At 53.9% G+C, this 17,945-nt stretch carries 17 protein-coding genes; all 17 read left to right on the top strand.

What is annotated here, in order from left to right; translation table 11 throughout:
- Positions 1–77 precede the first annotated feature (77 nt).
- The 17 genes from ACFFK0_RS25100 (at position 78) to miaB (ending at position 17,945) form a co-directional block, all read left to right on the top strand.
- Positions 78–332 carry a DUF3243 domain-containing protein gene (locus ACFFK0_RS25100; RefSeq protein WP_377473132.1) on the top strand — a complete coding sequence of 85 codons (255 nt, stop codon included), beginning with the start codon at positions 78–80 and terminating at the stop codon, positions 330–332.
- Positions 333–461: 129 nt separating this feature from the next.
- Positions 462–1,205 carry a DUF3388 domain-containing protein gene (locus tag ACFFK0_RS25095; protein ID WP_377473161.1) on the top strand — a complete coding sequence of 248 codons (744 nt, stop codon included), beginning with the start codon at positions 462–464 and terminating at the stop codon, positions 1,203–1,205.
- A gap of 64 nt (positions 1,206–1,269) precedes the next feature.
- A complete protein-coding gene (locus tag ACFFK0_RS25090) occupies positions 1,270–2,196 on the top strand; it encodes a helix-turn-helix domain-containing protein (RefSeq protein WP_377473131.1) in 927 nt (308 codons plus the stop codon).
- A 19-nt stretch (positions 2,197–2,215) separates the two neighbouring features.
- The gene (locus tag ACFFK0_RS25085) at positions 2,216–2,707 is read left to right on the top strand and encodes a YajQ family cyclic di-GMP-binding protein (protein ID WP_377473130.1); all 492 of its coding nucleotides are present in this window, start codon (positions 2,216–2,218) and stop codon (positions 2,705–2,707) included.
- Between the two features lie 79 nt (positions 2,708–2,786).
- Positions 2,787–4,115 carry a 30S ribosomal protein S12 methylthiotransferase RimO gene (rimO, locus tag ACFFK0_RS25080; protein ID WP_377473129.1) on the top strand — a complete coding sequence of 443 codons (1,329 nt, stop codon included), beginning with the start codon at positions 2,787–2,789 and terminating at the stop codon, positions 4,113–4,115.
- A complete protein-coding gene (pgsA, locus tag ACFFK0_RS25075; RefSeq protein ID WP_377473128.1) occupies positions 4,112–4,693 on the top strand; it encodes a CDP-diacylglycerol--glycerol-3-phosphate 3-phosphatidyltransferase in 582 nt (193 codons plus the stop codon). The genes rimO and pgsA overlap by 4 nt, the downstream gene beginning before the upstream one ends.
- Positions 4,694–4,715: 22 nt before the next feature.
- Positions 4,716–5,966: a competence/damage-inducible protein A gene (locus ACFFK0_RS25070; RefSeq protein ID WP_377473127.1), complete on the top strand. Its 1,251-nt coding sequence runs from the start codon at positions 4,716–4,718 to the stop codon at positions 5,964–5,966.
- Between the two features lie 183 nt (positions 5,967–6,149).
- Entirely contained in the window at positions 6,150–7,199 is a 1,050-nt protein-coding gene (gene recA, locus ACFFK0_RS25065; RefSeq protein ID WP_377473126.1) for a recombinase RecA, read from the top strand.
- Positions 7,200–7,470: 271 nt separating this feature from the next.
- A complete protein-coding gene (locus tag ACFFK0_RS25060) occupies positions 7,471–8,154 on the top strand; it encodes a RecX family transcriptional regulator (protein ID WP_377473125.1) in 684 nt (227 codons plus the stop codon).
- A 193-nt stretch (positions 8,155–8,347) separates the two neighbouring features.
- A complete protein-coding gene (rny, locus tag ACFFK0_RS25055; protein ID WP_377473124.1) occupies positions 8,348–9,892 on the top strand; it encodes a ribonuclease Y in 1,545 nt (514 codons plus the stop codon).
- A gap of 73 nt (positions 9,893–9,965) precedes the next feature.
- The gene (locus ACFFK0_RS25050) at positions 9,966–10,760 is read left to right on the top strand and encodes a TIGR00282 family metallophosphoesterase (protein ID WP_377473160.1); all 795 of its coding nucleotides are present in this window, start codon (positions 9,966–9,968) and stop codon (positions 10,758–10,760) included.
- Between the two features lie 76 nt (positions 10,761–10,836).
- Positions 10,837–11,097 carry a stage V sporulation protein S gene (locus tag ACFFK0_RS25045; protein WP_377473123.1) on the top strand — a complete coding sequence of 87 codons (261 nt, stop codon included), beginning with the start codon at positions 10,837–10,839 and terminating at the stop codon, positions 11,095–11,097.
- A gap of 84 nt (positions 11,098–11,181) precedes the next feature.
- Positions 11,182–12,126 carry a dipeptidase gene (locus ACFFK0_RS25040; RefSeq protein WP_377473122.1) on the top strand — a complete coding sequence of 315 codons (945 nt, stop codon included), beginning with the start codon at positions 11,182–11,184 and terminating at the stop codon, positions 12,124–12,126.
- A 953-nt stretch (positions 12,127–13,079) separates the two neighbouring features.
- Positions 13,080–14,828: a 2-oxoacid:acceptor oxidoreductase subunit alpha gene (locus ACFFK0_RS25035; protein ID WP_377473121.1), complete on the top strand. Its 1,749-nt coding sequence runs from the start codon at positions 13,080–13,082 to the stop codon at positions 14,826–14,828.
- Entirely contained in the window at positions 14,816–15,682 is an 867-nt protein-coding gene (locus ACFFK0_RS25030) for a 2-oxoacid:ferredoxin oxidoreductase subunit beta (protein ID WP_377473120.1), read from the top strand. Before ACFFK0_RS25035 ends, ACFFK0_RS25030 begins: the two co-directional genes overlap by 13 nt.
- Positions 15,683–15,784: 102 nt before the next feature.
- Positions 15,785–16,357, top strand: a complete 573-nt coding sequence (gene pduL, locus ACFFK0_RS25025; RefSeq protein ID WP_377473119.1) for a phosphate propanoyltransferase — start codon at positions 15,785–15,787, stop codon at positions 16,355–16,357.
- 106 nt (positions 16,358–16,463) lie between these two features.
- Complete coding sequence (gene miaB / locus ACFFK0_RS25020) at positions 16,464–17,945, top strand: tRNA (N6-isopentenyl adenosine(37)-C2)-methylthiotransferase MiaB (RefSeq protein WP_377473118.1); 1,482 nt, start codon at positions 16,464–16,466, stop codon at positions 17,943–17,945.

The raw sequence follows: 17,945 nt of genomic DNA, 5'->3' as shown, positions 1-17,945 counted from the left end.
TGAAGAATAAAAGCGTCCTCCCCGGCGAATAGTAAACGGTGTAATGCCTACTTTCAAACCGATGAGGAGGAACACACATGGCAGCAGTATTGGAAGTATTCGACAAGTGGAAAGCATTCCTCGGCGACCGCGTTCAAGCGGCGGAGAAAGCCGGCTTCAACGATGAATCGATCGCGCAGATCGCCTTCCAGATCGGCGGCTTTCTGGCCGATAAGGTCGATCCTGAAAACAAAGAGGAGCGCGTCCTGAAAGAGCTGTGGGACGTTGCTGACGACCAGGAGCGCAAAGCAATTGCGAAAGTCATGGTCAAATTGGCGAAGAACAACGCCTAAACGTTCGGCCCCCATTAACCTGGGGGCTTTTCTCTGCAGTGGCAGGATTTTGCCGAATCTTGTAGAATTGTAGCTATGGAGGTGTTTCAGTTGGATGTGAAGGAACCAAAAGAGGTTAAAGAGTGGTACATGGAGTATACGATACATAAGAATCGCCCCGGTCTGCTCGGCGATATCGCCTCGCTGATGGGGATGCTCGATATTAATATCGTTACGATCAACGGAGTCGAGGACCGCACGCGAGGCATGCTGCTGCAAACCGACGACGAAGAAAAAATCGAACTCATGGGTAAAATGTTGAAAAAGGTGAATAATATTACCATTAACGCTCTCCGTACGCCGAAGCTGGTCGATATTCTCGCCGTTCGGCACGGCCGGTATATCGAGCGCGATTCCGATGACCGCAAGACGTTCCGTTTTACCAGGGATGAACTCGGTCTATTGGTCGACTTTCTCGGTGAAATTTTCAAGAAGGAAGGCAATCAGGTTGTCGGCCTGAGAGGTATGCCACGGGTAGGAAAGACGGAATCAATCATTGCCGGAAGCGTTTGCTCCAATAAGCGGTGGACGTTCGTTTCCTCGACGCTGCTTCGTCAAACGGTCCGCAGCCAGCTGTCCGACGATGAAATGTCGCCGAATAACGTATTCATCATCGACGGAATCGTATCGACGATTCGTTCCAATGAAAAGCATTACAGTCTTCTGAGGGAAATTATGGCGATGCCTTCGACGAAAGTAATCGAGCATCCCGATATTTTTGTGCGGGAATCCGAATACGATTATAGTACGTTTAATTATATTATCGAGCTGCGCAATACGCCGGAAGAAGAAATCAACTACGAAAGCTTTACGAACAGCATTGAAGGCTTCTGATGCGCTTGCCGCCAGACGGACAAGCATGCTGAAGTAAATGCCAAGTACACCAGGAGGTGAGCCCGTGTCCGAGCTCGGTCAATTGCTCCGCAAAGCCCGTATCGAACAAAAGATTTCATTGGATGAACTGCAGGAAGTAACGAAGATTCGTAAACGGTATCTGGAAGCAATTGAAGAAGGGAACTTTAAGGTGCTGCCCGGCAGCTTCTATGTACGTGCCTTTATCAAAAGCTACGCCGAGACGGTCGGTCTCGACCCGAACGAGGTACTGGAATTGTATCAAGCGGATATCCCCGCAGCGGAGCCGGAGCCGGTATCTGCCAAACCGCTGAAGCGGACGCGCGCCGGCACACGAAGCGCCGACCGCATTTCGCGCTGGGTATCCAGTATGGTGATGGTGTCGTTCGTACTGCTTATTTTGGGGGCTTTGTATTTTTATTTTTATAATAATGCCAAGTCGCCGAACAGCGCGAACAATAGCGCAACGACACAGAACAATCGGATTACCGATAGCACGCCGCCTGTAAAGACGACTCCGGAGCCGGGCGGAGCGGCAGGGTCGGTTGCGTCAAGTACATACGGTCAAGCACAGCCAGGCGGGCAGCAGCCGATCATCACATCGGCGCCGCAGCCTCAACCCGAGCCTTCTCCAAAGCCTGCACCGAACCCGAACACTAACGTTACGTTCGTCCGCAGCGACGAGGATAAAAATATCGACTACTATCAAGTCACAGGCGGCGGCAAGCTGGAAATCCAGCTCAAGGTTATGAATGCCGACTGCTGGTATCAGCTCGATACGCTGATTAACGGCAAGCGCAAGATGGTCAAGCAAGAACAGAAAGAAGCAGGCTACACCACGACGTACAGCTTGGATTCATCGGCATTCCTGCGGGTGGGCAAGGCGGATTCGATGGAAATCACTTTGAATGGCACCGTCATACCGCCGGGGAACAGCCCGAATCCGAAAAACATCCAGATCGACCTGCAATAACCGTACCGAGGTGTGAATAATGAGCTCCGAAAGCTCCTTTGACATTGTGTCCAAGCTGGACATGCAAGAGATGACGAATGCAATCAATCAAGCCTTGAAGGAAATTGAGACCCGATTCGACTTCAAGGGCAGCAAGAGCGACATTACGCTGGAGAAGGATCAGGTCGTGCTGCTGTCGGACGATGATTTCAAGCTGCAAAACGTTCGCGATATCTTGATTGCGAAGATGGCCAAACGAGGCATATCCTTGAAAAATTTGGAATATGGCAAAGTCGAGCCGGCTTCGATGGGAACGGTTCGTCAACGGGTAACGCTGAAGCAGGGCATCGATCAAGACAACGCAAAGAAGATCAACGTTCTCATCCGCGACTCGAAGCTGAAGGTGAAGAGCCAAATCCAAGGCGACCAAATTCGGGTAACAGGCAAGAGCAAAGACGATCTGCAGGCGGTTATTCAGCTGCTTCGCAAGGCGGACCTGCCGCTGGAATTACAGTTTATGAACTTCCGCTAAGAGCTCGGGCGTTTGACCGCCCGGGCTTTTTTCCTTTATACTAAAGGAATATGGGCATAAAGTGGAGGTTTTATTAAGAATGACAGAAAGAGTGAAAGTCGTTACATTAGGCTGTGAGAAAAATTTGGTAGACTCCGAAATTATGTCGGGTCTCATCGATCAACGCGGATACACGTTAACGGATGACGCCCAGGATGCGACGGTTATTATCGTCAATACCTGCGGCTTTATTGATGCTGCAAAGGAAGAGTCCGTAAATACGATTCTCGATATGGCCGATTTGAAGAAGACCGCCAATCTCAAAGCGCTGATCGTATCCGGCTGCCTGACGCAGCGGTATAAGGAAGAGCTGATGCAGGAGATGCCTGAGATCGACGGGATCGTCGGCACGGGGGATTTCCACCGTATTAACGAGATCGTGGACCAGGCGCTTGCCGGCCGCAAGCCGATCTACGTCGGCAATCCGGTGTTTAATTATGAGACGGCGCTGCCGCGCCGTGTGGCTACTCCGCGTTACACTGCCTATGTGAAGATCGCCGAAGGCTGCGACAACGCCTGCACGTTCTGCTCGATTCCGATTATGCGCGGAGCGTTCCGCAGCCGGAGCATCGAGTCGATTATCGCCGAAGTGCAGGATTTGGCTTCGCAGGGTGTGAAGGAGATCAGTCTGATCGCTCAGGATTCGACCAATTACGGAACCGATCTGTACGACAAATTCATGCTGCCTGCACTTTTGAACAAAGTCAGCGAAGTGCCCGGCATCGAGTGGGTGCGTTTGCATTACGCTTATCCGGGCTTCTTTACGGACGAGCTGATCGAGACGATGGCGAACAATCCGAAAATTTGCAAGTATGTCGACATGCCGCTTCAGCACAGCGAAGACTCCATTCTGAAGCGGATGCGCCGGCCGGGCCGTCAGCGCGACTCGCGCGAGCTGATCGCGAAGATTCGAGCTGCGATGCCGGACGTAGCGCTGCGCACTTCGATCATCGTCGGCTTCCCCGGCGAGACGGAGGAAGACTTCGAGCGGCTGAAGCAGTTCGTAGCGGATGTGGAATTCGATCGGCTCGGCGTGTTTACGTACTCGAAGGAAGAGGATACGCCTGCTTCCCGTCTGCCGGATCAAGTGCCTGACGATGTAAAGGAATACCGGGCGAACACTTTAATGGAGTTGCAGCGGGAAATTGCCTCCCGCCGCAACGGCCGCCGCATCGGCTCCGACATCGACGTGCTGATCGAACGATACGACGGCCGCGGCGACGTCTATATCGGCCGTTCCATGTTTGACGCTCCGGAAATTGACGGCGAAGTGTTCGTGCGCGGACAAGGGCTTGAGATCGGTAAAGTGTCCAAAGTGCGCGTCACGCATTCGTTTGATTTTGATTTGTCCGGGGAGGCACTCGCATGAATTTGGCGAATCGGATCACGCTGGCGAGAATTTTTCTGGTGCCGATCATCATGTTTTTCCTGTTGATCAATCTCGATTTGCCGCCGGTCCAGTTCAAGGAATTCAGCATCACCTATAATCAAATTGTCGCCGCCCTGATATTCATTATTGCGGCCAGCACCGATAGCCTTGACGGTTATATCGCGCGCAGCCGCAAAATGGTGACGAATCTCGGCAAGCTGCTCGATCCTCTTGCGGATAAACTGCTCGTGTCCGCCGTCCTCGTCTCGCTCGTCGAGATGGGGAAGGTGGATGCGTGGATCGTTATCGTCATTATTAGCCGGGAGTTCGCCGTAACGGGCCTTCGACAAATCGCTTTGCTGGAAGGGAAAGTGATGGCGGCGGGCAAATGGGGGAAAATTAAGACCGCAACCCAGATTACCGCGATTATAGCGCTACTGATCAATAATTTTCCTTTCGAATTCATACATATTCCTTTTGCTACGATAGCGAGCTGGGTCATGGCCGGGGCTACGATTTGGTCGGGTGTCGACTATTTTGCGAAGAACAAAGAGCTATTGAACATGGCAAACAGCTGATAACGGAATGAGGGGATCGGGTATGAACGCAGAAATTATCGCCGTCGGCACGGAGCTGCTGATGGGCCAGATCGCCAATACGAACGGCCAGTTTCTCTCCCAGGAACTGGCCCGTCTTGGCGTTAACGTCTATTTTCAAACCGTGGTGGGCGACAACGAATCGAGAATGAGACAATCGCTGGAGCTTGCCCGCAGCAGAGCCGATCTGATTATTTGCACGGGCGGACTTGGTCCTACACAGGATGACTTGACGAAGGATGTGCTCGCCGCTTATTTGGGGCGGGGGCTGATCATGCATGAGCCCTCGCTCCGCTACATGACGGAGTTTTTCGAGTCGCGCGGCGTTGTCATGGTCGACAGCAACAAACGGCAGGCGCATATGCTGGAGGGCAGCGATCCGCTGCCGAACGATACGGGGCTTGCCGTCGGTATCGCCCTGACGCAGGATGGCACGCATTACATGCTGCTCCCGGGGCCGCCCAAAGAGATGAAGCCGATGTTCTTGAACTATGGTGTGCAATGGCTGCGCGGCGTGATGAAGGATGAAGTTCCGCTCGTTTCGCGTATGCTGAAATTTGCCGGGATCGGGGAATCGCTGCTGGAGGATCGTCTCCTGGATCTGATTCGCGGGCAAACGGACCCGACGATCGCGCCTTATGCGAAGGAAGGGGAAGTGGCGGTTCGCTTGACGACGAGAGCGGCATCCGAGCGGGAAGGGCTGGCGGCCATTGCGCCGGTTGAAGCGGAAATTCGCCGCCGCGTCGGTGAATTTATATTCGCTGAACGCGATGTGCCGCTGGAGACGATTGTGCTGGAGCTGTTGAAAACGAGCGGCCGCACGCTGGCAGTAGCTGAAAGCTGCTCGGGAGGGCAGCTCAGTGATATGCTTACGGCGATTCCCGGCTCGTCGCAGACGTTCTTGGGCGGAGTGGTCTGCTATTCGAATGCGCTCAAGAATAAGCTGATAGGGGTTCCGCTGGACGTTTTGGAGGGGGAAGGGGCCCCAGGGGCGGTAAGTGCGCAGGCGGCCGGACTGCTCGCAGAAGGTGTGCGCGACCGGACGGGCGCGGACTTCGGGCTCTCCATTACAGGCGTCGCCGGTCCTGATCCATCGGAAGGGAAGCCGGTCGGTCTCGTGTTTGTAGGATTAGCAGAGCGGGGGAAAGCTGCCGAAACGTTCGAGCTGAAGCTTTCGGGCAATCGCGAAACGATCAAGCTGCGGGCTTCGAAGAGCGCGCTGACGAAGCTGTGGCAGCGGCTGAAAACCGTTTGACGGGTGTATTCGGATTTGGTATAGTAGGTTTATAGTTTACGGAAGAACCGTAACCAAGGATAACTTGCTTACGGTTTTTGTTTGGACTTCGAATCGAATGTATGTTCGATTTTTCTCTTGGCAAATGCCGCGAAACAAGTTATCATAGGTATATCAATTTCATGGGATAAGGAAGTGACCGTGTTGACAGATCGCCGCGTAGCACTTGAACAAGCATTGCGTCAAATTGAGAAGCAATTCGGGAAAGGTTCGATCATGAAGCTCGGAGAGTCGGCACATATGCAGGTGGAGACGGTGTCGTCCGGCTCGATCGCTCTGGATATTGCGCTGGGGGTTGGCGGTTTCCCTCGGGGCCGTATTATCGAGATCTATGGCCCGGAATCGGCAGGTAAGACAACCTTCGCATTGCATGCGATCGCAGAGGTGCAGAAGGCGGGCGGACAAGCCGCTTTCATCGATGCGGAGCACGCGCTCGATCCGCTGTACGCCAGCAAGCTGGGCATTAACATCGACGAGCTGCTGCTGTCTCAACCGGATACCGGGGAACAAGCGCTCGAAATTGCGGAAGCTCTCGTTCGCTCCGGCGCTGTCGACATTATTGTCATCGACTCGGTAGCTGCGCTCGTTCCGAAGGCGGAGATCGAAGGCGAGATGGGCGATTCCCATGTCGGTTTGCAGGCGCGTCTTATGTCTCAGGCGCTGCGTAAGCTGTCCGGCGCGATCAACAAGTCGAAGGTCATCACGATCTTTATTAACCAGCTTCGCGAGAAAGTCGGCGTTATGTTCGGGAATCCGGAGACGACACCGGGCGGCCGTGCGCTGAAGTTCTACTCTTCCGTTCGTCTGGATGTTCGCCGCATTGAATCGATCAAGCAGGGCAACGATGTTGTCGGTAACCGGACGCGCGTTAAGGTTGTGAAGAACAAAGTGGCGCCTCCGTTCAAGCAAGCTGAAATGGACATTATGTACGGAGAAGGCATCTCTCACGAAGGCAGTCTGATCGATATTGCAGTAGAGTTGGAAATCGTGCAAAAGAGCGGCGCTTGGTTCTCCTACAATGGCGATCGACTTGGCCAAGGACGCGAAAATGCGAAGCAGTTCCTGAAGGACAACCCTCAAGTGGCGGCGACGATCGAAAAGCAAATTCGCGAGGCGAGCCAGCTGACGAACGTGATCCCGGCTGCGGGGGTCAGCGTGGACGACGAGGCGGAAGAAGCGGCGTTGTTCGAGTAAGGGGCTAAGGCACCTGGACCGTTTGGGGTCCGGGTGTTTCTTTTTTTTACTTGGCGATACATCGTGGTGGGGACGCACTGTGGATTGAGAAATAGGGCTTCGAGAAATAGGGCTTCGGCTTCGTTGAACTTGTGTTCCTTGAATGTATAGGTCAAAGAAGAGAACACAAGTTCATAGCGCGCGCTTCGCTCTCCGCCCTATTTCTCATCCTCCATGCCGTCCCTGTCACGTTTGCGGTGGAAAAAAAGAAAGACGGAGGGAGCGACGGTCCATGTCCTTTGTGGGGGAAGAGAGGGAAGGGGAGCAAGAATCGGCGGAGAGAATCATTACCAAGATTGAGGTTCAGAAGAAGAATAAGCGGCGGTATAACATTTTTTTGAATGACGAGTTTGCGTTTGCGGTGCATGAGGACATTATGATCAAGCATCGGCTGTTCAAGGGGGATGTGGTGACCAATGAATGGCTGGAAGAGTTGCTGCAAGACGAGGAGCGCAATGACGCGTATCTGAAGGCGCTGCGGTTTCTTGGGGTGAGGCCTCGTACGGAGAAGGAAATGCGGCTGAAGCTGAAGGAAAGCGGCTATGAGGAAGTTTTGATCGAGGAGACGATCCGACGGCTGGTCGATCAAAAGTATTTGGATGATCGTCTATTTGCCAAGATGTGGGCGGAGCAGCGTGTCGGCTCCCAACACAAGGGAAAGGCGCTCATCCGTCAGGAGCTGATTCTGAAAGGTGTGCCGCGAGACGATATCCAGAATGTTCTGCAAGCGATTGATCCCGAAGAGGAATTGGCGAGTGCCGTCGATATCGGTGTCAAAAAGTGGCGCCAAACAAGCGGAGAGAATTTCGAACGAAAACGAAAAACGGCCGCTTTCTTACTGCGTCGGGGGTATTCGAACGAGGTAGTGCAGCAGGTGCTGCGGCGCATTTCGACACTTAACGACAATAATTATTAATGATATTAATAATAAATGGAGTTTGTTAGTTTTGCTGCTTCCCTTGACAAGCTTCTTCGTCAAAAGCTACAATAATTCATGTATATTTATTTAAAAATGAATATAATGAGCTTCACAATCCCAAAGAAAGCGGTTAATTAACCGCGCAGATCCCAAGCTAACACCTTGGAGAATCAACGAGGAGGTGAACACGATGCCCAACACTTTAGTTTGGATCGCGATCGTTCTCGTTGTTGGCCTTCTATGCTTAGGGATAGGTTATTTTATCCGCAAGTCTCTTGCAGAAGCGAAAATTTCCAGCGCCGAGGAAGCCGCCCGGCTCATTCGGGAGAACGCTTCGAAAGAAGCGGAGGCGTTGAAAAAAGAAACGGTCCTTGAAGCGAAGGACGAAGTCCATAAGCTGAGAGCCGAAGCTGAAAAAGACATTCGTGAACGTCGAGCTGAAATTCAACGACAAGAAAGACGATTGTTGCAAAAAGAGGAATCGCTGGATAAAAAATTAGAGTCCCTCGAGCGCAAGGAAGAGCAAGTCGCCAACAAGGAAAAACGCATCGAAGAAACGCAAACGCAGATCGATCAGCTTTATAGAAGTCAGGTGTCTGAGCTGGAACGCATTTCCGGACTGACGATGGAAGAGGCGAAGAGCATCATTCTCACCAACGTCGAGCAGGAAGTGCGCCATGAAACCGCGCAAATGATTAAAGAGATCGAGCTGCAGGCGAAGGAAGAAGGCGACAAGAAGGCAAGAGAGATTATTACGCTTGCCATCCAGCGCTGTGCTGCGGACCACGTGGCAGAGACGACGGTTTCGGTCGTTGCGCTTCCTAATGAAGAGATGAAAGGCCGCATCATCGGCCGCGAAGGCCGCAACATCCGCGCGCTGGAGACGCTCACTGGTATCGACCTCATTATCGACGATACGCCGGAAGCGGTCATCCTGTCTGGCTTCGACCCGATACGCCGCGAAATCGCCCGTACTTCACTCGAGAAGCTCGTAGCGGACGGACGCATCCATCCGGCACGGATCGAAGAAATGGTGGAGAAGTCCCGCAAAGAAGTGGACGAGCGTATCCGCGAATACGGCGAGCAGGCGACGTTCGAAGTTGGCGTGCACGGCCTGCATCCGGATTTGATCAAGATTCTCGGCCGCCTCAAGTTCCGTACAAGCTACGGCCAGAACGTGCTGAAGCATTCGATGGAAGTCGCTTATTTGACGGGACTCATGGCCGGCGAGCTTGGCGAAGACGTTACGCTGGCCAAGCGTGCAGGACTTCTGCACGACATCGGCAAAGCGCTCGATCACGAGGTCGAAGGCTCCCATGTGGAGATCGGCGTCGAGATCGGCAAGAAGTACAAGGAGCATCCGGTTGTCATCAATAGTATTGCTTCTCACCACGGCGACGTTGAAGCGACATCCGTTATCGCAATGCTCGTAGGAGCCGCCGACGCGTTGTCCGCAGCTCGTCCGGGCGCCCGCCGCGAAACGCTGGAGACGTACATCAAGCGCCTCGAGAAGCTGGAGGAAATCTCCGAGTCGTTCGATGGTGTCGAGAAGTCGTACGCCATCCAAGCGGGCCGCGAAGTGCGCGTCATGGTTCAGCCGGAGAAGGTTGACGATACCGAGGCTTTCCGTCTCGCCCGCGACATTACGAAGAAAATCGAAAGCGAGCTCGATTATCCGGGCCATATCAAGGTTACGGTTATTCGGGAAACTCGCGCGGTCGAATACGCGAAATAACCGCCCGAAAGGGTATAATGAGGAAAGCGGCTTGAGCTGCTTTCCGATTTTTTTTGTAGAGGGGCTCGCAATGATGAGAATCGTATTTATTGGAGACATTGTCGGTGCAGTTGGCCGAAAAGCGCTTAAGGAATCGCTGCCCAAGCTGAAGAAGCTGTACCCGAATGCGATATATATTGCCAACGGCGAGAATGCGGCGGCAGGCAGAGGCATTACGGCGGCGCTTGCAAAGGAGTTTTACGACCAGGGCGTTCACGGGCTGACGATGGGCAATCATACTTGGGACAATAAGGATATATTTGAATGGATCGACGATGAGCCGCGGATCGTACGGCCGGCGAATTTCCCGCAGGGCAACCCCGGCAAAGGACATATGGTCGTCAAAGCGCACGGACAAGAATTGGCTGTCATCAATTTGCAGGGACGGACGTTTTTGCCGGCGATCGACGACCCGTTCCGGAAGGTCGACGATATTTTGGAGCAGCTTAAGAACAAATATAAGTTTATCATGGTCGATTTTCATGCCGAGGCAACTTCGGAGAAAATCGCGATGGGCTGGCACCTGGACGGGCGCGTCAGCTTCGTCGTAGGCACACATACGCATGTCCAGACGAATGATGACCGTATCCTGCCGAACGGGACCGCCTACTTGACCGACGTCGGGATGACGGGGCCGCGCGATGGTGTGCTCGGGATGGAGCGCGCCGGCGTGCTGCAAAAATTCAAGACGCAGCTGCCGGTGCGATTCGTCGTGGATGAGGGGAAGTATCATTTTCACGCGGTGACGGTGGAGCTCGATGCCCAGACGGGCAAAGCCAAATCGATCGCCAAGATCCGTTACATCGAAGACGAGTTCGTCATGGAATAGCCGGAATGTTTAGGCTTCTGCGGGAATAGGATGGGTAATGGAATCCATACTCATCATTCCCGAGGAGGTACTAATCATGGAAGTATTAAAAGTTTCAGCAAAATCCAATCCAAATTCCGTAGCAGGCGCACTGGCCGGGGTGCTTCGCGAACGCGGGGCTGCCGAACTGCAGGCGATAGGGGCCGGAGCGCTGAACCAAGCCATAAAAGCCGTAGCGATCGCCCGAGGATTTGTAGCTCCGAGTGGGGTCGATCTGATATGTGTTCCGGCATTTACCGATATCATTATCGACGGGGAAGATCGGACAGCCATCAAGCTGATCGTTGAACCGCGCTGACCGAAACTTATATGGAGGAGCAAAGCCTGTTTACAGTGTAGACAGGTTTTTTTGCGGCTTCCGGAAATGGAAGGGAGGATCGGGTTGGATAAAACGATTATAGACGGTCACTGCGACGTGCTTGACAAGCTGGTCCATCATTCGCATTTGGATTTCTATGTGGAAAATGACGAGCTCGACAGCGGGTACGCACGGCTTCGGCGCGGCGGAGTGAAGGTGCAGCTAATGGCGATATACATACCGGAGCGCTCCATTCGGCCAAGTATGCGCGATGTGCTGCAATACGTGGATACGTTCCGGCGGAAGGTGCTAAAGGCCGGAGTGACGGAGCAAGTGAGTACAAAGGCGGAACTGAAGGCCGTGCTCGCCGGCGATCGGCTTGGGACGATATTGACGCTGGAGGGAGTCGACGCGCTCGCCGGCGATCTGCTCAACCTGCGAACGTGCTGGTACCTAGGGGTGCGTGCCGTTGGCATAACGTGGAATTACGGCAATTGGGCGGCGGACGGTGTGCTTGAGCCCCGCAAAGGGGGATTTTCCCTTCGGGGGCGAAAGCTGATAGAAGAATGCGACCGGCTCGGCATGATACTTGATGTTTCGCATTTATCCGAGACCGGCTTCTGGGAGCTGGCCGAGCGTTCCGCGCGCCCGTTCATCGCTTCGCATTCCAACGCCAAGGCGCTGTGCCCGCATCCGCGCAACTTGACCGATCCGCAAATCGAGCATATGATCCGCAGCGGGGGCCTCATCGGCATTACCTTCGTCCCGTACTTCGTCAAATCCGAGCCTCCCGTGCGTACGGCTGACATACTTCGCCATATCGACAGGATCGCCTCGCTGGGCGGGGTTCGCAGCATCGCGTTCGGCTCCGATTTTGACGGCATTGAACAATGGGTTCAAGGTTTAGAAAACGCCGGAAAGTACGAAACTATAGCAGAGGAGCTTTACAAGCACTATAAGCCCGACGACGCGGCGCTGTTCCTCCAAGGTAACTGGACTCGGTTCTTGAGCGAGAACTTGCCGGACTGACGGAAAATGCACCAGGACGCTGCGCTATAGGGTCTGATCCATCATTCTCGTATCAGCCGCTATTGACGGTCACACGAAGATTTATGGAGGCCGGCAAACGAAGACTTCTCGCAAGAGCAGAGTTATCAAGGGCTAGAACGGCCGTTAATAAGCGAATGCCTGCAATTGTGCAGCGAAATCGCCGATATCGGACCTATTGGAACAAAAGCCTGCTAGGCTGTCGATTGGGCAGAAGCTGCTCCATTTCCCTGCAGATTTGCAGGCATTGAGAGAGACTCGATGTCCATACACCGAATTCCCTGCATTTTTGCAAGCATGTATGCAGACTTATCGAGTTATTGTCGCTGTACAAATTCTAGGTCTCATGCATCTAAGAGTATGAGGCCAGACGCCCGAGGTGCGGTAAAGTTTCAGGGGACATAATTATCAAAAGCCCCGAATGCAGGCAGGGGTGTTTCCAAGAATCGTCGGCCAATCCTGTGTCAGCACATGCACATCAACAGAATCGACTAGTAAATAAGGTCGATTCGATTCCGCTTCCCGCTTCAACGGTTTGCGTTCGGTCTGGTTTTACTGTCGTCTCTAGTCGGAACGGAGGATGGGTTATGGGGGGCGGAGAGCGGAGCGTGCGCTTTTAACCTCTTGTCCCCTCCTTATTTATAGTATGAAATGGGACAAGAGGCTAACGAAGCCGTAGCCCCCATATCCCGATCCGCAGTGGAGATAACAGCTTGACAGTTGCAATCTAGGCCGAACACAAACCGTTCTCAATTTTATATGGATTCAATCTAAAAATTCTATGTTTTCGCTATGTCCCATCCTCTTGCAATTTAACAAGTAAAGGCATAGAATTTGGTTGACACTTGTTAAGATTTTATTATTACGAGATTGAGGCTTGTATCGATTGAACCTCGCAGCCGCTGAAGCGGCGACCATCAAAGGAGTGGACTACGTTGATTAGTCAGTTATCTTGGAAGATCGGGGGACAACAAGGTGAAGGGGTAGAGAGTACCGACCGGATTTTCTCTACGGCCTTGAATCGCCTTGGGTACTACTTGTACGGCTACCGTCATTTCTCCTCGCGGATTAAGGGCGGGCACACCAACAACAAGATCCGGATCAGCACGAAGCCGATCCGCGGCATTTCCGACGACCTGGACATTCTGGTGGCATTCGACCAGGAAACGATTGATTTGAACGCACACGAACTGCGCGCGAACGGTGTCGTTGTCGCCGACGCGAAATTCAACCCGACGATGCCGGAAGGCATTCAAGCCCGTCTGTTCCCGGTGCCGATTACGGCGATTGCAGAAGAGCTCGGCACATCCCTGTTCAAGAACATGGTCGCCTCCGGCGCATCCTGGGCATTGCTCGGTTTGCCGCTTGAGGTGTTTAATAAAGCGGTAGAAGAAGAGTTCGGACGCAAAGGTCCTGCTGTAGTAGAGAAGAACGTCGAAGCGGTACGCCGCGGCGCCGAGTTCGTACTCGAGCTGGCCGGCGGTCCGATCCCGGAATTCCAGCTTGAGCCTGCCGACGGCAAGCAGAAGCTGTTTATGATCGGTAACGATGCGATCGGCCTTGGCGCCGTTGCCGCAGGGTGCCGCTTCATGCCGGCTTACCCGATTACGCCTGCTTCCGAGGTTATGGAATACTTGATTAAAGTGCTGCCGAAGTTCGGCGGAACCGTCATCCAGACGGAAGACGAAATCGCGGCAATCACGATGGCTATCGGTGCCAACTACGGCGGCGTTCGCGCGCTTACCGCCTCCGCAGGTCCCGGTCTGTCGCTCATGATGGAAGCGATTGGTCTGGCCGGTATGACGGAAACGCCGGTCGTTATCGTCGATACGCAGCGTGGCGGTCCTTCGACAGGCTTGCCGACAAAAATCGAGCAATCCGACGTTCTCGCGATGATCTACGGTACGCACGGCGAAATTCCGAAGATCGTTCTGGCGCCAAGCTCCATCGAGGATTGCTTCTACGATACGATCGAAGCGTTCAACCTGGCCGAGAAGTGGCAGTGCCCGGTCATCCTGCTGACGGACCTGCAGCTGTCGCTCGGCAAGCAGTCTTCCGAGCTGCTCGACTTCAAGCAAGTCGTCATCGACCGCGGCGCGCTTGTAACGGAAGCACCGCCGCTTGAAGAGAACAAGCTGTTCAAGCGTTATGAGTTTACAGAGAACGGCGTATCGCCGCGTGTTATTCCCGGCATGAAGAACGGTCTGCACCACGTGACCGGCGTCGAGCACGATCAAGACGGCCGTCCGTCCGAGTCTCCTGTTAACCGTCAGAAGATGATGGATAAGCGGATGGAGAAAATGAAGCACATTAAGATCCGCAACCCGATTCTGGTCGATGCGAAGCATGACAACCCGGATCTGCTCATTATCAACATGAGCTCGACCGGCGGTACAATCGACGAAGGGCGCGGCCGCCTGGAGAAGGACGGCATTAAGACGAACCGCGCAACCGTCCGCCAGCTGCATCCGTTCCCGACAGAAGAGCTGAAGCCATACATGGATAAGGCAAAGCAGGTTGTCGTTGTGGAATACAACGCAACCGGCCAGCTGACTCAGCTGATCAAACTGAACGTAGGCCAAGCGGACAAAATCCGCTCCGTGCTCAAATATAACGGCAATCCGTTCTTACCTTCGGAAATCTATAAAGAATGCAAGGAGCTGACGCTGGTATGGCAACATTAAAAGACTTCCGCAACAATGTGAAACCGAACTGGTGCCCGGGCTGCGGCGACTTCTCGGTGCAAGCTTCGATCCAGCGCGCAGCGGCGAACGTCGGCCTGGAACCTGAGAACCTGGCTATCGTATCGGGTATCGGCTGCTCGGGCCGTATTTCCGGCTACATTAACTGCTACGGCTTCCACGGCGTACACGGCCGCTCGCTCCCAATCGCACAAGGCCTCAAGATGGCGAACCGCGAGCTGACGGTCATCGCTTCCGGTGGTGACGGCGACGGCTTCGCAATCGGGATGGGACATACGGTTCATGCGATCCGCCGCAACATCGACATGACGTACATCGTTATGGACAACCAAATTTACGGTCTGACGAAGGGCCAAACGTCGCCGCGTTCGGCGGAAGGCTTCAAGACGAAGTCGACGCCGCAGGGCTCGATCGAATCGGCGCTGTCGCCGATCGAGATGGCGCTCGCTTCCGGCGCTACGTTCGTAGCTCAATCGTTCTCCAGCAACCTGAAGCAGCTGACGGCTGTGATTGAAGCGGGCCTTCAACACAAAGGCTTCTCCTTCATCAACGTATTCAGCCCTTGCGTTACCTTCAACAAAATCAACACATACGACTGGTTCAAGGAAAATGTCGTCGATCTGGAAGAAATTCCGGACTACGATCCGACGAACCGCGTGATGGCGATGACGAAGCTGATGGAAACGAACGGCATGCTGACCGGCATCATCTATCAGGATAAAACGAAGAAGAGCTACGAGGATCTCGTGTACGGCTTCAAAGAAGAAGGCCTCGCGAAGCAAAATATCCAGCTGACCGAAGCGGAATTCGAGAAGCTTGTGGCTGAATTCAAGTAATCTCATAGCATGAACATGGAGCATGCGGACGTAGGTCCGTATGCTCCTTCTGTATGCGGGGAAACTGAGGGGTAATTATCACTGTCGAAAGAGGCGATACATATGAAGCAAGTGCCGATCGGAATTTCTGCGCGTCACATCCACCTGTCCCCTGAGCATATTGAGGTGCTGTTCGGAACCGGTTACCAGCTGAAGGAGCTGAAGCCGTTGTCGCAGCCCGGGCAGTTCGCCGCCGAAGAGCAGGTGGCCATCATCGGGCCTAAGGGGAAATTCGACAAGGTTCGCATCTTGGGCCCTGCGCGCGGCAAAACGCAAATTGAAGTGTCCCGTACGGACGCTTTCGCGTTAGGCGTCAATCCGCCGGTACGGGAATCCGGCAACATCGCCGGCACGCCGGGGCTTATCGTACGCGGTCCGGCAGGAGAGGTCGAGCTGCAGGAAGGCGTGATCGTGGCGGCCCGGCATATTCATTTCCATACGGAAGATGCGGCCAAGTGGGGGATTACGGACAAACAAAGGCTGCGGGTCAGAGTGAACGGTGAGCGGCCGCTGATCTTCGAGGATGTGATTGCAAGGGTGTCGGAGCAATATGCGCTGGATATGCACATTGATACCGATGAAGGAAATGCGGCAGGCGTGAAAACAGGCGAAATGGCGGAGATTTTAGAAGATTAATGACATTAATCATAGAGGTGAAACGGATTTCCTTTTGAATCGGTCTCCCGAATCATGCTATAATCGAGGTTATGAGATTAGGCTTTTATAAAGGGGTGACCTCGAAATGACGAAAGAGACGAAATCCGACAAGGATTATTCGATATATTTTCAACCACCGTCCTTGAAGGACGCTAAGAAGCGCGGCAAGGAAGAAATCGCGGTGCTGTATGATTTTGCGATCCCGGAGGAGCTGAAGCTGTTCGGGGCCGGGAAGTCGTATATGATCCGCACTTACGGCTGCCAAATGAACGAGAACGATACAGAGACGATGAAGGGTCTGCTTGAGCAGATGGGCTACACCGAGACGGAGGACAAGGAAGAGGCCGACGTCATCCTGCTCAACACTTGCGCTATCCGTGAAAATGCGGAAGATAAGGTGTTTGGCGAGCTCGGACATCTGAAGCATCTGAAGACGCGCAACCCGGGACTTGTGCTTGGCGTTTGCGGCTGTATGTCGCAGGAAGAAGCGGTCGTCAATCGGATTATGCAGAAGCATGCCTTCGTCGATCTGATCTTCGGCACGCACAATATTCACCGCCTGCCGATCCTGCTTCGTGACGCTTCGTTCAGTAAGGAATCGGTTGTCGAGGTGTGGTCCAAGGAAGGCGACATCATTGAAAACTTGCCGCGCAAACGCTCGGGTATGAAGGCGTGGGTCAACATCATGTACGGCTGCGACAAGTTCTGCACGTACTGCATCGTGCCGTATACGCGCGGCAAGGAGCGCAGCCGCCGTCCGCAGGACGTGCTGGCGGAGGTGCGCGACCTCGCTCGTCAAGGCGTGCAGGAGATTACGCTGCTGGGACAGAACGTGAATGCATATGGGAAAGATTTTGACGATATCAACTATTTGTTCGGCGATCTGATGGACGATATCCGCAAAATCGACATTCCGCGTATCCGCTTTACGACATCGCACCCTCGCGATTTCGACGATCATCTGATCGAAGTACTGGCGAAAGGCGGCAATCTGGTCGAGCATATTCACCTGCCGGTGCAGTCGGGCTCGACCGAGGTACTGAAGCTGATGAGCCGCAAATATACGCGCGAGCAGTATTTGGAGCTGGTCGGGAAGCTGAAGGCGGCGATTCCTAACGTCGTGATGACGACGGACATCATCGTCGGCTTCCCGAACGAGACGGAGGAGCAGTTTGAGGAGACGCTGTCGCTCGTCCGAGAGGTTGGCTACGATAACGCGTTTACGTTCATCTATTCGCCGCGGGACGGGACGCCGGCCGCCGCGATGGAAGACAACGTGCCGATGGACGTCAAGAAACGGCGCCTGCAGCGGCTCAACGATGAGCTGATGATTTCGGCTCGCGCTTCGAATCTGAAGCTGAAGGGCGAAGTTGTCGAGGTGCTGGTCGAGGGCGAGAGCAAGACGAACCCGGATGTGCTGGCCGGCCGGACCCGGACGAATAAGCTGGTGCATTTTGCCGGGCCGAAGAGCTTGGAAGGAAAAATGGCGTTTGTACGCGTAACCGAGGCAAACACATGGACGCTGAAGGGCGAGCTCGTGGAAGAGCCGCTGCAGCTGTCGGTTTGA

It is taken from the genome of Paenibacillus chartarius (assembly GCF_042432825.1).
GTDB lineage: Bacteria > Bacillota > Bacilli > Paenibacillales > NBRC-103111 > Gordoniibacillus > Gordoniibacillus chartarius.
The sequence above is the reverse complement of the archived record's forward strand: the minus strand, read 5'-3'. Positions and strand labels throughout refer to the sequence as shown.

What these genes read in the sequence shown, in the direction of transcription:
- ACFFK0_RS25100 (WP_377473132.1), top strand. Translation starts at nt 78, where the DNA reads ATGGCAGCAGTATTGGAAGTATTCGACAAGTGGAAAGCATTCCTCGGC.
- ACFFK0_RS25095 (WP_377473161.1), top strand. Translation starts at nt 462, where the DNA reads ATGGAGTATACGATACATAAGAATCGCCCCGGTCTGCTCGGCGATATC.
- ACFFK0_RS25085 (WP_377473130.1), top strand. Translation starts at nt 2,216, where the DNA reads ATGAGCTCCGAAAGCTCCTTTGACATTGTGTCCAAGCTGGACATGCAA.
- rimO (WP_377473129.1), top strand. Translation starts at nt 2,787, where the DNA reads ATGACAGAAAGAGTGAAAGTCGTTACATTAGGCTGTGAGAAAAATTTG.
- pgsA (WP_377473128.1), top strand. Translation starts at nt 4,112, where the DNA reads ATGAATTTGGCGAATCGGATCACGCTGGCGAGAATTTTTCTGGTGCCG.
- ACFFK0_RS25070 (WP_377473127.1), top strand. Translation starts at nt 4,716, where the DNA reads ATGAACGCAGAAATTATCGCCGTCGGCACGGAGCTGCTGATGGGCCAG.
- ACFFK0_RS25060 (WP_377473125.1), top strand. Translation starts at nt 7,471, where the DNA reads ATGTCCTTTGTGGGGGAAGAGAGGGAAGGGGAGCAAGAATCGGCGGAG.
- rny (WP_377473124.1), top strand. Translation starts at nt 8,348, where the DNA reads ATGCCCAACACTTTAGTTTGGATCGCGATCGTTCTCGTTGTTGGCCTT.
- ACFFK0_RS25050 (WP_377473160.1), top strand. Translation starts at nt 9,966, where the DNA reads ATGAGAATCGTATTTATTGGAGACATTGTCGGTGCAGTTGGCCGAAAA.
- ACFFK0_RS25045 (WP_377473123.1), top strand. Translation starts at nt 10,837, where the DNA reads ATGGAAGTATTAAAAGTTTCAGCAAAATCCAATCCAAATTCCGTAGCA.
- ACFFK0_RS25030 (WP_377473120.1), top strand. Translation starts at nt 14,816, where the DNA reads ATGGCAACATTAAAAGACTTCCGCAACAATGTGAAACCGAACTGGTGC.
- pduL (WP_377473119.1), top strand. Translation starts at nt 15,785, where the DNA reads ATGAAGCAAGTGCCGATCGGAATTTCTGCGCGTCACATCCACCTGTCC.
- miaB (WP_377473118.1), top strand. Translation starts at nt 16,464, where the DNA reads ATGACGAAAGAGACGAAATCCGACAAGGATTATTCGATATATTTTCAA.